Source organism: Alteromonas sp. CI.11.F.A3 (genome assembly GCF_032925565.1).
In the GTDB taxonomy this organism is placed as follows: domain Bacteria; phylum Pseudomonadota; class Gammaproteobacteria; order Enterobacterales; family Alteromonadaceae; genus Alteromonas.
Map to the genome: position 1 here is coordinate 2114561 of NZ_CP136708.1, position 14982 is coordinate 2129542.

General features: G+C 42.8%; 14 protein-coding genes. 9 read left to right on the forward strand and 5 right to left on the reverse strand.

The features are described 5' to 3' along the window. Nucleotides 1-230: 230 nt before the first annotated feature. Nucleotides 231-836, forward strand: coding sequence for an exopolysaccharide biosynthesis protein (locus R1T43_RS09080; protein WP_211071320.1), 606 nt, complete (start codon nt 231-233; stop codon nt 834-836). 181 nt (nt 837-1017) lie between these two features. Here R1T43_RS09080 and R1T43_RS09085 read toward each other — a convergent pair whose 3' ends face one another. Continuing rightward, nucleotides 1018-1953, reverse strand: coding sequence for a LysR family transcriptional regulator (locus tag R1T43_RS09085; RefSeq protein WP_211071319.1), 936 nt, complete (start codon nt 1951-1953; stop codon nt 1018-1020). Between the two features lie 72 nt (nt 1954-2025). Beyond that, complete coding sequence (locus R1T43_RS09090) at nt 2026-2376, reverse strand: rhodanese-like domain-containing protein (protein ID WP_317355208.1); 351 nt, start codon at nt 2374-2376, stop codon at nt 2026-2028. Nucleotides 2377-2564: 188 nt separating this feature from the next. Here R1T43_RS09090 and R1T43_RS09095 point away from each other — a divergent pair, with 188 nt between their 5' ends. Then, nucleotides 2565-2900 (forward strand): ArsR/SmtB family transcription factor, encoded by a 336-nt coding sequence (locus R1T43_RS09095; protein ID WP_172602883.1) that lies wholly within the window; start codon nt 2565-2567, stop codon nt 2898-2900. Nucleotides 2901-2970: 70 nt separating this feature from the next. Here the strand turns inward: R1T43_RS09095 and R1T43_RS09100 are convergent, their stop codons facing one another. Beyond that, nucleotides 2971-3714: a PRC-barrel domain-containing protein gene (locus tag R1T43_RS09100; RefSeq protein WP_211071317.1), complete on the reverse strand. Its 744-nt coding sequence runs from the start codon at nt 3712-3714 to the stop codon at nt 2971-2973. Nucleotides 3715-3983: 269 nt separating this feature from the next. Further along, nucleotides 3984-4343 (reverse strand): DUF413 domain-containing protein, encoded by a 360-nt coding sequence (maoP, locus tag R1T43_RS09105; RefSeq protein ID WP_317355213.1) that lies wholly within the window; start codon nt 4341-4343, stop codon nt 3984-3986. 388 nt (nt 4344-4731) lie between these two features. Here maoP and R1T43_RS09110 point away from each other — a divergent pair, with 388 nt between their 5' ends. From R1T43_RS09110 to R1T43_RS09125, 4 genes are all read left to right on the forward strand, one after another. Continuing rightward, on the forward strand, nt 4732-4899 hold the full coding sequence (locus R1T43_RS09110; RefSeq protein ID WP_172602882.1) for a hypothetical protein: 168 nt from the start codon (nt 4732-4734) through the stop codon (nt 4897-4899). A gap of 128 nt (nt 4900-5027) precedes the next feature. Next, nucleotides 5028-5864 carry a LysR family transcriptional regulator gene (locus R1T43_RS09115; protein WP_317355218.1) on the forward strand — a complete coding sequence of 279 codons (837 nt, stop codon included), beginning with the start codon at nt 5028-5030 and terminating at the stop codon, nt 5862-5864. A 16-nt stretch (nt 5865-5880) separates the two neighbouring features. Further along, nucleotides 5881-6231: a DUF2750 domain-containing protein gene (locus R1T43_RS09120; RefSeq protein WP_057791259.1), complete on the forward strand. Its 351-nt coding sequence runs from the start codon at nt 5881-5883 to the stop codon at nt 6229-6231. Between the two features lie 65 nt (nt 6232-6296). Next, nucleotides 6297-6527 (forward strand): DUF2789 domain-containing protein, encoded by a 231-nt coding sequence (locus tag R1T43_RS09125; protein ID WP_211071315.1) that lies wholly within the window; start codon nt 6297-6299, stop codon nt 6525-6527. Here R1T43_RS09125 and R1T43_RS09130 read toward each other — a convergent pair. Continuing rightward, entirely contained in the window at nt 6524-7177 is a 654-nt protein-coding gene (locus R1T43_RS09130; RefSeq protein WP_211071314.1) for a YceH family protein, read from the reverse strand. The genes R1T43_RS09125 and R1T43_RS09130 overlap by 4 nt on opposite strands. Before the next feature lie 166 nt (nt 7178-7343). On the opposite strand from R1T43_RS09130, the gene R1T43_RS09135 reads away from it, so the two are divergent. From R1T43_RS09135 to R1T43_RS09145, 3 genes are all read left to right on the forward strand, one after another. After that, complete coding sequence (locus tag R1T43_RS09135; RefSeq protein ID WP_410549004.1) at nt 7344-8651, forward strand: ribonuclease J; 1308 nt, start codon at nt 7344-7346, stop codon at nt 8649-8651. Nucleotides 8652-8763: 112 nt separating this feature from the next. Further along, nucleotides 8764-12945 carry an EAL domain-containing protein gene (locus R1T43_RS09140; protein WP_317355224.1) on the forward strand — a complete coding sequence of 1394 codons (4182 nt, stop codon included), beginning with the start codon at nt 8764-8766 and terminating at the stop codon, nt 12943-12945. A 267-nt stretch (nt 12946-13212) separates the two neighbouring features. Beyond that, complete coding sequence (locus R1T43_RS09145; RefSeq protein WP_317355226.1) at nt 13213-14892, forward strand: AMP-binding protein; 1680 nt, start codon at nt 13213-13215, stop codon at nt 14890-14892. Nucleotides 14893-14982: the final 90 nt, after the last annotated feature.

Below are 14982 nucleotides of genomic sequence, written 5' to 3' on the forward strand. Positions count from 1 at the left end.
TTGTAACCGAACGCAAAAATTCAGCGCTTGTGCGTATTTTTCTGAAAAATTTATCTCAGATTTTTACTTACGGGTCAGCGCAAAATATAAGCGTTATGTACGGTGATACTACTGAATTAATTTAATTTTTGATGGAATACCCAAAGCGTATTGCGCTTCGCTATCACCCAAGACGCATAGGTTTCAATGGAAATTAGGCATAAGCCTTAAGCCATAAATAGGGAATAAAAATGTTTGAGGAAACTGGCGCAAGGTCAATGACACTTTATGAGTTGTTGGGCAAGATGCAGCCCAAAAACACCACCGACGTCATGGCGTTTTCGGAGTTCTGGAATGCCATGGAAAAGAGGGGGTTTGGACCTATGTTGGCTTTGCCTGCGTTTATTGCAGCAACCCCCATAGGTGCCATTCCTGGTGTACCTACCATAACCGGTGTGACAATTTTACTTATCGCAATGCAAATTTTACTCGGTCGCCGTCATCCGTGGCTTCCTGCTACCATTATGAAAATTGAAATGGACGCCGATCGAATTGAATTTTTGGTTAATAAAATGAAACCTGTGGCGGTGCGATGTGACCGATTCTTAATGCCACGGTGGTTTTTTATGCGCCAGCCTGTGTTTCGCTCATTGATTGCACTTAGCTGTGCGGCGTGTGGATTGTTGATGGTGCCACTAGAATTAGTACCCTTTATGGGGTTAATACCGGCGTTTGCGGTATTGATTATGGCTATAGGTATGGCAACGGATGACGGCGCTGTAGCACTCTTTGGGCTATCCATTGCTCTATTTGGTTTCTTGTATGGCGGCCAACAGATAGCATTAGGGATTGGGTAACTTAAGCATTGGGTAAATTAAGTATTGGGTAAATTAAGTATTGGGTAAACCAAGCGCTGGCTAAACTTAATATCGGGCAAATTAGATATTCGTTAGATACCCGAGTTCTTGCTTTTTAGGCTTTGCGTTAAGTACAGCTTAGCTATAACACTTTGCTTTAATTAAACTGCCACAGCTTATGCTATCGATGCAGAGACTCTATGCATTGATCAAGCATGCCATCAGCAGAGGGAAGCTGCATCGATTGATATCTAAGTTCACCGATAAAGCTTCTTGCTGCGGGCCCAAGGCCGTCACCATCTTCAAATGTGAGATAAAGCATAGCGCGACGCAATCCACTGTTGCTATCAATAGGAAGCGGAAGCAACAGCCCTTCTTCTAATTCTTTTTTAATGATAGCGATAGGGAGCCAAGCAAACCCAAGCCCTTGAGAAATCATATCTACCGAGGTTCTAATATGGCTCACCGTCCAGCGCTGCTCGGCGCCAAGCCAACCTGCATCAACTTTACGTTCAGCCGATGAATCTCTTACTACTATTTGACGATGCGACTTTAGATCTTCTAACGTTAACGCGCGGTCAAGTGCGTGCAGAGGATGATCGACATGTGCCACCGCGGCAAAGTCTATCTCGCATAAATCTTCACTGAATCCGCCGGGGTAGGGGAAAGGTGAAATCGCGATATCGACATTACCACTATCAAGTAGGGAGTTTGCCCCGCTTAATACGGTTTCTTCAATTTCGATACGTAGCAGCGGGAACTCTTCAGACACTTTGCTCAGTACGTTATAGAGTAAGTCTGATGGAAAAATAATATCAACGGCGATACGAAGAAGAGTTTCAGTTCCCGCTTGTAAACTAGCCGCTACCGCTTCTAACTTTTGAGCTTCATTTAAAACGAACGCTGCTCGACGATACATCAACTCCCCTTGAGGAGACAGTTTTACCTTGCGTCCACTGTTTTCGAACAACACAACGCCAATGGCATTTTCTAATTTTTGAACCGCGTGATGCACACTAGACTGGCTTTTGTGAACCAATGCGGCAGCTTGATTGAAGCCTCCAGCATCTACCACAGCTTTAAACATGCGCCATTGTTCTAACGTAGATTTTAACATCGCGAGCTCTAATTGATTATTCTGTCACTGTATAGAGCGGTTATACCACAAGCGGCCAGAGGCTGTCAGCGCTTATGCGTCGGTGGCTTGCTTAATATCGCCTATTGAACAGGTTACCACGCTCACATTGTCATACCCCATGTTCATTAGCTGTTCGGCTGCCAATTTAGCGCGAATGCCCGAGGCGCAATGAATATAGATTGGAAACTTGGCATCTTTACATTTTTCGATAACTTTCATTTCGAGCACGCCACGAGGAATATTTAATGCGGCTTCTACAGGGCTAGATGCAGCCTCGGCGGGCTCACGAACATCAAGTAATAAACCATGATTAGAAGATATTTCCTGCATCGCTTCTTTAGCCGTAATACAACGCAGCGGGAAAGGGATATTAGCGAGTCTAGTAGTGATATCAATTAACATTAAAACACCTTGAAAAATAATGATGAGTTTACTATATAAGGAAATTGCTATGTTTTCTAGCACGTATTTTCATTATATATTTTATAAAAAAATGACATTGAGTTTTGGCGTTCGCCGCTATAGTAGTATACTTTAGTATAAGAAGGCGGGTTGGTAGCTCGTCTACGTAAATTTAAAAGTGAGTTGTTATGACTGATAATCTAGCCGTTGATAATCTATCTGTAGATACGAGCGAAATGGCTCAATATACAATGGAAGCTGAGCTTTATCTAAAGCAGTTGGCGAATAAAACCCGTTTAATGGTTTTATGCTCTTTAGTGGACAAAGAGCTATCTGTAACCCAAATGTTAGACCATGTAGACGTTTCTCAGCCTGTGATTTCACAACATTTGGCCCTATTAAGAGAATCTAAGATGGTGGCCACACGCCGGGACGGACAAACCATTTACTATCGACTAGCCGACGAAAGAGTGAAGCAAACCATTGGTCTGCTCCACAAGTTTTTTTGCGCGCAGAACGATTAACCTTAGTTGACGTAAATCTAATTTACTCAAAGGCAGTTAATCGCTCTTGCTCAAATGCTACTCGACTTAGCTAGACAAGCTTCGCATTCGCTATCAACGCCTCTACGTATGCAATATCACCCAACTTATCAAGGTCAACTTCCGGTCTAGCCATCAATCCCTCGTGGGTGAGGTTGACCGAGACATTATGAGAAGACCAATCGATACTTTTGATGTCTGAGGGCAGTACCGCCAGCTTTTTACCACCCGGTAACCAGTTGTTTGTATCTACCACTAACAACTGAATTTTCCAGCCATCAGTATCAAACACAAAATCGCTAATATGCCCAACGTTGTCGTCTTGGGTTGCCACTTCGTAGCCACTAACCTCGCCACAAGCTCTTAAGTGATTCTCAGGTTTATTATCTAACTCTTCTTTACCCATGGCTGCTAGCTCAGGATCGGCTAGTTCATTTGGGTGAGCGAAATCGCCCCACGCGCCTGGGCCAATCCAGTAATAGCCATAACCAAAGTAACGAAACAGCGTTTCTTCGAACTCTCTTGAAACCGGTTTGTGCTCGTCAATTGATGGGCTGTTTTTAAGCGTGTCTGCCGTCATGGAAACATCAACGGTTTCTTCTTCCTGATCAACACGGGTCACCGAGATAGGTGAGATCACCACTTTCCTGCTAAGAGGAAGCCACGTATTCGTATCGGCAACTACGTACCTAACAACGAAATCTTTATCGTCGAAAAGTATGTCTCGTACGCCGCCTATGTCCTTATCGGTAGCATGAATTGAAAAATGTTTAATCTGTTTATATGACACCATCATCGCTGCGCCTCCTTTGCCTTCAGGCTTGGGTAATTCATTAGATATTGTTCTACTATTTTCCAACAGCGTGGTTTGCGTAAAATAGCAATTTCACAATGCTAAGTTATTAATATAGAACCATCTGTTTGAAAATTACAAATATGCAAAGATTTGTTCGGGCACAATCTAGATATGGATCAACAAACAGAAGAATAGCGAGGGAAATATCACAAATATAGGCAACCAGCCCGATTTGCTCTGGGCTGGTTGTTAGTAGGTCGAATGCAAAATTAGGCTACATCGAATGCTTCATCGCTGTAATCTTCATCGTAATCCGATTGGTTACTCGCAGCGCTGCTATGCAATGTGTAGAAGTGTTTCTTGCCTCGAGATAAGCGTACGTACTTGGCCCAAGTGCGCTCTACAGCGTTTTCAGCTTCCACTTTACCACTAATAAAGTCTAGAAAATGAAGCTCATCATCTGTCTCTGGTGATAGCTCCCCGCATTCTAGTGCCAGTAGGGTCTTTCCATAACCGGTTAGTATATCTGCTTCACCAATACTGAAGTCGCCAGATTTTCGAAAGCCATAAGGAAATTTTTGTCTGTCTATAAAAGGTTTTTGAGAAACGCGAATTGATAAATTTTTCATGGTTGTACCCAGCATTGAGTTGTCTTCAAGCGAACTTTTAAGACAAAAGAATCAGAACATAAAACAAAACATTTTTTTCTTCTCAATAAAAAATTTTGTTGGAAAATATAACGCGCAAAAATGTACAAATTTATAGGGTGTGAAAAGCGTGGTTTTGCAAATATCGCTTCTTTCTAATTTGTTTAAGTTATTGATAATTAATTGTTTTTATGGTTTTCTAGATGTGGCAATGAAAAAGCGCTCAGGTCTAGGAGGATTGAGGCAACGAAGCGAATTACATGACCAAAACCCACTACAAAAAATTATTGTCGCAACGATGATAAAAATTCGTTTTCTATTTTTGGTGCCAAGATAATAATGACGAAGTGGCAATAACCTAGAGATAGACATGAGTAAAGACTATCGTTACCAAAGTGAAGAATTGGACTCGGTAGAAGAGGAAGACTTTCACACCAAGAAGGTGGGCACTAAGCGCCACCAAAGCGTAAAAAATAAACAGAATCGTGACTTACAACGTCGAGAAAAACAGCGCCGTTTAATGCACGAAGGCAGTTGATACGCTTCTTAGTTGAAAATAAATACAACGCACTGCTTTAATAGCAGTGCGTTGCTGTGCTTTTGTGTTTACATGCCGTATTATCTGTGACAGTTTACAATCACTTATTTATCGGTTTTGTAAGAAGCATGGATATACGCTTTCTCACCACATTTATTGAAGTTGCAAAAACCCGACATTTTGGCAAAGCAGCTGAAAATCTTTATCTAACGCAATCTGCGGTAAGTGCGCGGATCAAGTTGCTAGAAGAATACTTTCATACCACGCTTTTCATACGCCAGCGCAATAGTATTCAGCTAACCCAATCGGGGGAGAAGCTGTTGCCGTATGCACGCCAGCTTTGCAGTACGCTAAATGAAGCCAAGCAAGAACTGCAAATTCAGTCTTCTGAATATGTGGTGTGTGGGGCAACGCAGTTAGCCAGTGAATTAATGTTGCCTACCACTTTAAGTCACCTTCACAACACATTTCCTGATTGGTCTGTTAAAGCAGAAGTACTTTCTCTCGATGGTTTGTCCCGTCAATTGCACGAGCGTGTAACCGATTTGGCTTTTTCAACCGAACCGCTAAAGTCAGAAGAAGTTAAAAGTGAAGTGTTATTAGAGAACCAGTTAGGGTTATACCGAATTGGTGAAGGCAGTGATGTAGTAGACGCGGCAGAGTTTGTGGCCATTGATTGGGGCAGCAAAGCCAGAGATTTATTGCTTACGTTATACCCTCAACTTCGTGATGCTAAATTACGTACGAACTCGCTCAACTTAGCCCTTAATAACCTACAATATGAAGGTGGCGTTGCTGTACTTCCTAAAGGAACGGTAAATCAACTTGATCCAACTATCACTATTTCACTAATACAGCCTTTAGAAGGTATAACCATGAAAGTTTATCTTCACACCATGAAACAAGTCAGGCGTGTAGGGCTAGAAGCCTTAATTACCAGCATATCGACCATACACCCTGCCTAATAGCAAAGAGAAAATTATGACAACTCAACACCCATTATTACAAATGAACGCGTTCGAACGCCTAGAAGCTAGCGTTGAATTAATTAAAACCTCGGGCAAACTTTTCATTCTTAAAGATGAACATGGTTGCGTGATGTTAACGACAGATGATGAAGATGGCATTCCAGTATGGCCGGAATCATCTCTAGCTTTGCTATGGGCAACTGAAGATTGGTCAGACTGTGAAGCAATGGAAATTTCTACCAAAGACTTTCTTACCAAATGGGTGGGCGGCATGACGCAAGATAACCTTACGGTTATGGTTTGTCCGGTACCAGGAGAGGAGGGTGAAGTGATGGAACCAGAGGAATTTGCACAGCAAATTTAATGATCCCATCATTTGATTTTAGCGTTTCAATATTAACGGATTATTATGATTGAAGAGGAGCTACCATGTTTACTGAACAACCGACTATGAACAGTTTGTTTGAACAGTTAGGGCTAGATAGTAGCGATGAAGCGATAGACAGTTTTATTGAAACGCACAAAGGATTAAATAAGAGCCAACATATTTTCGAAGCGCCGTTTTGGTCTGAAAGCCAAGCGGCTTTCTTGAAAACGGCTATTGAAGATGACGCTGATTGGGCTGAAATTATCGACCAACTCAACGTACGTTTGCATTAGTCGCCTGACGATAAATCATTAATTCTTGATTCTAAATCGGCAAGGGTGGCTTTTACTTCTAGTAAAGCCGCCTTTAGTGTTTCAACGGTATCAGCACTTTCGCTTGTGCTTTCACTTTCACCATTATTGTTATTCGCATTTGGCTGACAAAATGTATGGTTGTAGCGTATCTCTCTTTTACCCGACTCTCTTGGTAGTGAGTAAATAAGTGCATCTGGCTGGTAAGCAAGTAAGCTGCTGATGGTTGCTTCTACATCGCTGATATCAGCAAATTGCGCTAAACGCTGGCATCGGCCTCGCAATTCACCGGGTGTTTGAGGGCCGCGCAGTAAGAGTTCAGTAATAATGGCCTGCTGATGATCGCTAAGTTTTATATCTCCAAATTCGGTATTACAAAAACGGTGGGAATATTTGTCTACTCGGCTACCATAGCCTGATGAAGCTTGAACAATTCGTTTACCTTTCAATCCATCAAGTATTTTAATGACTTCGTCTTCGGTTAACTGAGTGACAGGTAATCGGTTACTTTTTTGGTTACATCCATTGGTGAGCGCATTAAGCGATAACGGGTACTGTTCGGGCGTAGTCACCGACTTTTCAAGTAGTACACCAATAACACGTGCTTCCATATCAGATAAAGTCGTGGTCATGATAAATATTCGGTCTTTAAGTATTTACGTATGAAAGTATAGTAACAACTCTCATGGAAGTTTTATATTCTAACCTGAAAGCAGTTAAAGGAGTGGTTAAGGTTTGATAACGCCGAAAAAAGAGGAGCTTTGGTTTTTGCCGTTAGGGGGAACTGGGGAAATAGGCATGAACCTGAACCTGTATGGGCATGATGGCAAGTGGTTGATGGTAGATTGTGGCGTGTCGTTCGATGAACCGCTTATACCTCCTTATCGCTATACTGGCACAACCAAGCAAACCCATCACAGGGTGGTGGCGCCAGATCCCACCTTCATTGCGGCGCAAAAGGAAAATATTGCCGGCATTGTTATCACCCATGCGCATGAAGACCATGTAGGCGCATTGCCGTATTTATGGGCGCGTTTTCAGTGCCCCATCTATACCACTTCTTTTACTGCCGAAGTATTACGTCGTAAACTTGCGCAAACCAAATTAGTTAATAAAGTACCCATAGTAGAGATAGCCTCTGAGCAAACGCTGACATTAGGGCCCTTTGATGTGAGCTGGTTATCGGTAACCCACTCGCTGCCCGAACCTTATGCGTTAAAAATAGCCACGTCAGCGGGCACGGTTTTACATACTGCCGACTGGAAAATCGATGCGCAGCCAATTACCGGTAAGCCTTTTGACAGTAATACCTATCGCGCACTAGGAGATGAAAACATTCTTGCTATGGTTGGAGATTCTACCAACGCAACAAAACCAGGTTTTTCTATCTCTGAACGCAATTGCTACGACGGTTTGTTAAGCACAGTTAAACCACTGCAGGGCAGGGTCGTTGTGACGTGCTTTGGCAGTAATATCGCGCGATTAATTACCCTTGCTAGGGTGGCCCAAAAAACCGGGCGTTATATTGCTTTGTACGGGCGCTCACTTATCAATATGTACAGCATTGCCCGCCAACAAGGAATCTGGCCTGTAGACTTGCCCGTGGCAGATGCGTTTCATTTAGGCTACTTGCCACCATATGAAGTGCTCGGCGTGGCAACTGGCAGTCAGGGAGAGAAAAATACCGCCCTTTCTCGCATGGCCAATGACAGTCACCCTCATTTGCAGCTAGACAAAGGGGACACTGTTATTTATTCCGCTATTGCCATACCGGGTAACGAAGACAGTATTAAGCGAGTAAACAGTGTGCTTAGTGCTAGAGGCGTTAAGGTCATAATGAGCGAAGATAGCCAACTGCCCATTCATGCAAGCGGACACCCATGCGCTGAAGAACTCAAACTCATGTATCACTGGGTAAAACCTCAAATTGCTATTCCTGTGCATGGCGAAGAGGTGCACCTTAAAGCTCACGCCATGATTGCTAAAGAATGTGGTGTAAAAAAACACTATGTGGGGCAAAACGGTGACTTGTATCGGCTAGCGCCTCAACCAAGCATTCGACGGCAAGTTATTAATACTGGGCGAATTCCTGTTCAACAAGATTAATAAAGTTTAACGCAAGCGCGACTCAGTAACTTAATGGTACTGGCTGCAATTTACTCAAACATTCTGATACACTATAAAAAATAATAATAACGATTCATTCATACGAGTTGTCATGCGCTGGTACCTAATCTCAGTTTTATTTGCTGTTTGTTTCGTTAGCACTGTTAGCTACGCTGAGTCTCCCCGTCTTTCAAATCCAGTATTCCAATCGCTGTCCACTAAAAATGGGCTTCCACAAGATGTTGTGAACGATATTGCGATAGATAAAGATGGCTTTGTATGGATAGCCACTGATGGCGGCGTGGCGCGATGGGATGGCGTAAGAACAAAAATTATAAAGGGTCCCAACGACCTTTTCGTCAATGCTTCAATAAACAAAATTAGCTTAGAAACTGACAAAGCACTGTGGATAAGCACATACGCATCGGGTGTTTACCGCCTTGATTTCAGCACCCAAGCTATCACCAAACAAGTGGCATTACCGTTTTCAACCCAAGAAGATTGGTTTCAGGATGTGAGTCAGTTTTATTGGCAAGATGAAGCTACCTTGTTTATTGCCATGCCTGAACAAGTTGTCCGTTTTGATACTCACACCATGTCTTACGAGACGGTTTTCACACTAAGTGACGAACTCATTGCACAACGGCATTTCATTCGAGATATTATCGTTGTAGACGGCTGGCTATTACTGGCCACCAGTGATGGATTAGATGCGCTCGATTTATCCAACGCTGATGCAAAAACCGTTTCCGTTAATTACCTGAGTGGCGTTGAGCCCGATGTTGATAACCTAAACACTAAATTTCTGATGCACGACACGGAAGGTAGGATTTGGGTAGGTACGGTTAATGGGCTATTTCAAACCACGAAAGTTGAATTATTGTCTCATGTGGGTAGCGATAAGCCCTCGGGGTTCCAGCAAATAGTCAGAAGCCGCAATATCTGGACGATGGAACAGCGTGACGACAACGCATTTTGGTTTGGCACCAACGAAGGTCTATTTGAATTACAACTTAGTCAAAACAAGTGGCTAAGTGAACACATCCTTGAGCCTCATAACGGCAGAACCGAGCTCTCTAACAAACGCATTGTTGATATTGAAACCGATTATGCTGGTAATTTATGGTTAAGTTCGGTTTACGCGGGGGCATTGTATTTTGGCGTAAAAAGCGCCGAAATTTATGCTATTCAAAACAACCGAAATGACAAGAGTACCACCCTAAGTGATAGTGTGGTTTGGTCTCTAACCCAAACCGATAAAGACGTGTTATGGATTGGTACCGAAAACGGGTTGAATCGATTCAACCTCAAAGCGCGCACATCGGAACAATTCATTACCTCTGATAGTGAATTTGTGGCCGAAAGAGAATGGCTAATTGAAAAGTTAGTTCCCACAGGCGATGGCAGGTTGTTTGTGCAAACTTACATGGGGATCCGGTTGTTCGACCCCAGTACAGGAAAATTATCCATACCACCATTGCAATCATCGTTTGATAGCGATGTGTTCAATGCGTGGAATTCAAGTATTACTATAGGCGCTGACGGCGACTTATATTTTGTCGGTAATCATTACTACCGCTACAACTTAGAAGCGGAAAAATTAGATATAATCGATTTGGACGAGGATATCTTCGATATTAATTTTTCCATTGGCTTTTTAGGTGCCTCTCCTTATCACGATAACCGTCTGTTTCTCGCCATGGTTGGCGGTCTATGGTTGGTCGACACCAATACCTTAGAGCATGAGTTGGTATATCGCTTTTCAGAAAAACAACGCGCTAATGAGCGTTCGATAACGTCGTGGGTTATCGATAATACCGGTGTATTGTGGCTAGCTTTTAGTGGTTATGGGTTATTCGGTGTAGATGCCGATACCTTTGAACCGCTTTATAAATTAAACGAAAGTAACTTGCTGCTCTCCAACATCGTTTACGGCTTACAAAAAGACAGTAACGGGGATATTTGGTTTAGTTCGCATTCTGGACTGCACCGATATTCGCCAGCCTCAGCGCAAGTACAAAACTTTATTTACGGCCGAGAATTATCAGTGTCGGAGTTTAATCAAGGGGCATCACTTGAACTTATTGATGGGCGTCTCGCTTACGGCTCAACATCAGGTGTTGTGGTTTTCTCTCCCGCGTTGCTCAAACAAATTGGCAGCAATTCGAACCTCGTTTCCAGACAAACAGCAATTACTGATGTGAGTGTCGATTCACGTGAGCTTATGCTCCCATTAGGCAATCTAAACGGGCAGAATATCAGTTTAGATTATCAAGACTACGGAATGACTATCCATTTTTCATCCTTGTCGATGAATGGAGTAGGTAAAGCCAAGTATCACTACACCTTATTGCGCAACAAACAAGTGGTTAGTGATGGCGTGTCAGAAGACGATAAAATTACCTTAACTAACTTAGAGCCAGGCCGTTATCACTTTACCGTAGGCCCTCTTGCCAGCAGTGTAGAATATACCGTTTTACCCGCCACGTTAACGTTTGATATGCCTTATGTCCCGTGGCGCTCGCCCTTTGCCTATGCAATGTATTTCACCTTGATACTACTGATGATTATTGCGTACGTGGTTTCACGTCAGCGTCATTTACATCGACTCCAAAAAGCGCAGCAGCAAGCGTTACTTTTCAACGATGCGTTTCGCCAAACCCGCGACTGGGTGCTTATTTTTGATAAAAATAAAGTACCTGTAGCTGCAAACCCCGCATTTGAAAACGTATTTGATTTTAACGCCAAAGAATCGTTAGCAAAGCAGATTGACAGGCTTTTCACTCGTTACCCTACATTGGAATGGCAGCTATCTGGTAAGCTCAGTGATCTCAAAGGGGGAGAGTTCTGGAAGGACGAAGCAATTATTGAGGGTGCTGACACTAAGCAGTACGACGTACTTATAGATATTAGTGCCGTTAAAGGAAGTGAAAAAAGCAACGAAGCTGACCATTATTTGCTAGTAGTATCGGACATTACTGAACAAAAAAATGCGGAACGGAAACTGCTTAAATTAGCTAATTATGATGGTTTAACAGGGTTAGTTAATCGCAGTTTGCTGCTGGACAGATTAGAACATGCCATTGCAGGCGCGCGTCAACAAAACACTCATGTAGCAGTATTGTTTGTTGATCTGGACCGCTTTAAAGGTATTAACGACTCACTTGGCCATGATTATGGCGATAAGCTACTTAAAGTGGTGGCAAATCGGATGCGTAATCTAGCCTCTGATGCAGGTACCGTAGCGCGTTTGGGCGGCGACGAGTTTGTGATTGTTATTGAAGATATGGAAACCACCGATGGGCTTACTTCTTTTGTGGCGCAGTTAATCGAGTCGGTTGAAACACCTATTTCGCTGGCTAACGAAGTGCTTCGAGTATCATGCAGTGTGGGTATTGCCTTTTACCCCGACGATGCCACAGAGCCCGCCGAGCTTATCAAACAAGCCGACGTGGCCATGTATTCTGCAAAGAAAGACACCCTGAGTGGTTTCACATACTTCACAAAAGACATGAACGACAGAGCGAAACATAGGCTCATTACAGAAAACTTGATAAAGCGGGCTTATTCAGAAAAAAGTTTCTTTAATCACTATCAGCCCATTATTAATACTCACGACAAAACCACCATCGGGGTTGAGTTGTTATTGCGTGGTGAGCTAGATGGTAACCCTATTTATCCAGACGTATTTATTCCCGTTCTAGAAGAGCTAAGGTATATCATTGAGGTGACTCGGGCGGCCATGCGTAGGGCTGCCGAAGATTTAGCTATTTGGTATGAAGAGGGTTTTAAAGGGTTTGTTTCAATAAATTTATCTGCTCTTCATTTTAAAACCGAATTTGATTTAGAGGGTGTTTTTTCCTTGCTAGAAGAATTCAATCTGCCAAAAGAAGCGTTTCGTTTTGAAATCACGGAAGGTGTATTAATGGATGATAGCGACAATGCGCTGCGTCAAATCGAGCGCTTCGTTGATGCAGGATTCATTCTAGCGTTAGATGATTTTGGCACAGGGTACTCGTCACTAAGTTATCTCAAGCGTTACCCGCTATCGGTACTCAAAATTGATAAAAGCTTCGTTAACGATATGGCACCAGGCAATGCTAACGATGCTTTGGTGTCGACCACAATAACCCTCGCAAGTAGTTTGAATATGTTAAGTGTTGCTGAGGGCGTAGAAACCGAAGAGCAGGCGTTGAGTTTGTCTGAAAAAGGATGTGTGTTACATCAAGGCTACTTTTACGCTAAGCCTATGCCGAACGGTGAACTTTCCTCCTATCTGTTTAAGCAATGGTGAATGAAGCGTACTAATTTAAGTGCGCCGTTATCTTCTAAAATGGTGGAATAATAGGTATTTGCTTAAAATTAACGCGTATTAGATCATCATAGAAGTTAAGTCTAAACTATAAGAAATCTAAATTGCAGGCGCTACGCCACGTCATTCATCGCATGAAATGTAAACGTCCGTTTAAAAAGCTTGTTATTCATCTGAAAATAAGGCTTATTAGAGATCTGTGAAATGATTGTAAAAATAAGCTACATTATAACAACATATGAGTGACCTATGCCGCTAGACATGACAGCAAACGCAAACAGCACTGAAGTGATTAAATCGCCATTAAGTATGTTGTACCACTGGGAGCAAACCAGTGGGGACGACGTTTTCCTTACTCAGCCTGTTAATGGTGAATATCAAGATTATACGTGGAAGCAAGTGGGTAACCTTGCTCGCCGCGTAGCGAAACGACTTGAAGAAATGGCATTGCCTGCAGGCAGCCGTATCGGTATTTTTTCGAAAAACTGCGCCGAATGGTTTATTGCCGATTTAGGTATAATGATGGCAGGGCACGTCTCAGTGCCGATTTTCTCTACTGCCGGACCTGACACCGTACAATACGTTCTCAAGCACGCCGACGTTCAATTATTGTTCGTAGGTAAGTTAGACAATACTGCAGAGCAAGTAGCGTCTATTCCAGCTGAATACAATACTGTTGCCTTTCCCTATCCGAATATTGATACCAAGCAGCAATGGAAAGAGTTTATTGATTGTTCGCCTATAGACGATTCTCCTGTTCAAGATATGAACAGCATCATGACCATTATTTATACGTCGGGTAGTACGGGTCAACCGAAAGGGGTAGTACATAGTTATTACACAATCTGCTGGGCTGCACAGCAATCGCTAGAGCAACTTGATGTTAACCGTGACGATAGGCTTCTAAGCTATCTTCCTCTTGCTCACATCACTGAGCGTGTGCTCGTTGAATTGGCAAGCTATTACAGTGGCGGTAAAATTCACTTTGTTGAAACGCTATCGTCGTTCCAACGTGATGTACTTCATTGTGAGCCTACATTGTTTATTTCTGTGCCTCGTCTTTGGACTAAGTTCCAGATGGGCGTATTGGCTAAAATGCCGCAGAAAAAACTCGATACCTTACTTAAAATCCCCATTATTAATAAGTTAGTAGCGAAGAAAGTACGTAAAGGTATTGGTATCGACAGTGCACGTTTATGGGCCAGTGGTTCAGCGCCGTTAGCACCTGCTGTTATTGAGTGGTTTGCTAAAATTGGTGTTTATATCTCAGAAGGTTGGGGTATGACGGAAAACAGTGCTTATGGTACGAGTAGCGTGCCTTTCCGCCACGACAAAATTGGTTGTATCGGTAAAGCTTATCAGGGCGTAGATGTTCGCATTTCAGAAGAAGGCGAGATTCAAGTTAAAGCGCCATGTAACATGCTGGAATACTATCTTGAGCCAGATAAAACAGCAGAAGTTTTCACTGAAGATAAGTACCTTCGCACGGGCGATAAAGGTGTTATTGATGCAGACGGTTACGTTAAGATCACCGGCCGATTGAAAGATATTTTCAAAACAGCTAAGGGGAAATACGTAGCACCAGCGCCTATTGAAGCTAAATTCATGGAAAACCCAATCGTAGAGCAGGTTTGTGTAACGGGAAATAATCTTCCTCAACCTGTGGCTTTGTTGGTGCTAAGTGAAGATGCGCAAAAGCATGATAAGCCCAGTGTTGAAGCTAGTCTTAAAAAGACTTTCGAACATATCAATGCGAAGCTGGAAAGCCATCAAGTGATGGATCGTGTGGTTATCATGAAAAATGAGTGGAGTATTGAGAACGACTTACTTACGCCAACGCTTAAAGTGAAACGCCATGTGCTTGAAGAGCGTTTTGACGGTGTAATTCAAGGTGAATACAAAGAAAAATTAGTATGGGTAGATGCTTAACTCAATAAGTTAGCAGCGTAAATAATGATAAAGCCGAGCATATTATTATGCTCGGCTTTTTTGTAAGTGCAGCTAGGTAAAAGCGAATAG

Coding starts and splice junctions, on each gene's coding strand:
- R1T43_RS09140 (WP_317355224.1), top strand. CDS start 8,764: ATGCGCTGGTACCTAATCTCAGTTTTATTTGCTGTTTGTTTCGTTAGC.
- maoP (WP_317355213.1), bottom strand. CDS start 4,343: ATGAAAAATTTATCAATTCGCGTTTCTCAAAAACCTTTTATAGACAGA.
- R1T43_RS09145 (WP_317355226.1), top strand. CDS start 13,213: ATGCCGCTAGACATGACAGCAAACGCAAACAGCACTGAAGTGATTAAA.
- R1T43_RS09095 (WP_172602883.1), top strand. CDS start 2,565: ATGACTGATAATCTAGCCGTTGATAATCTATCTGTAGATACGAGCGAA.
- R1T43_RS09110 (WP_172602882.1), top strand. CDS start 4,732: ATGAGTAAAGACTATCGTTACCAAAGTGAAGAATTGGACTCGGTAGAA.
- R1T43_RS09130 (WP_211071314.1), bottom strand. CDS start 7,177: ATGACCACGACTTTATCTGATATGGAAGCACGTGTTATTGGTGTACTA.
- R1T43_RS09085 (WP_211071319.1), bottom strand. CDS start 1,953: ATGTTAAAATCTACGTTAGAACAATGGCGCATGTTTAAAGCTGTGGTA.
- R1T43_RS09090 (WP_317355208.1), bottom strand. CDS start 2,376: ATGTTAATTGATATCACTACTAGACTCGCTAATATCCCTTTCCCGCTG.
- R1T43_RS09100 (WP_211071317.1), bottom strand. CDS start 3,714: ATGATGGTGTCATATAAACAGATTAAACATTTTTCAATTCATGCTACC.
- R1T43_RS09120 (WP_057791259.1), top strand. CDS start 5,881: ATGACAACTCAACACCCATTATTACAAATGAACGCGTTCGAACGCCTA.
- R1T43_RS09135 (WP_410549004.1), top strand. CDS start 7,344: ATGAACCTGAACCTGTATGGGCATGATGGCAAGTGGTTGATGGTAGAT.
- R1T43_RS09125 (WP_211071315.1), top strand. CDS start 6,297: ATGTTTACTGAACAACCGACTATGAACAGTTTGTTTGAACAGTTAGGG.
- R1T43_RS09080 (WP_211071320.1), top strand. CDS start 231: ATGTTTGAGGAAACTGGCGCAAGGTCAATGACACTTTATGAGTTGTTG.
- R1T43_RS09115 (WP_317355218.1), top strand. CDS start 5,028: ATGGATATACGCTTTCTCACCACATTTATTGAAGTTGCAAAAACCCGA.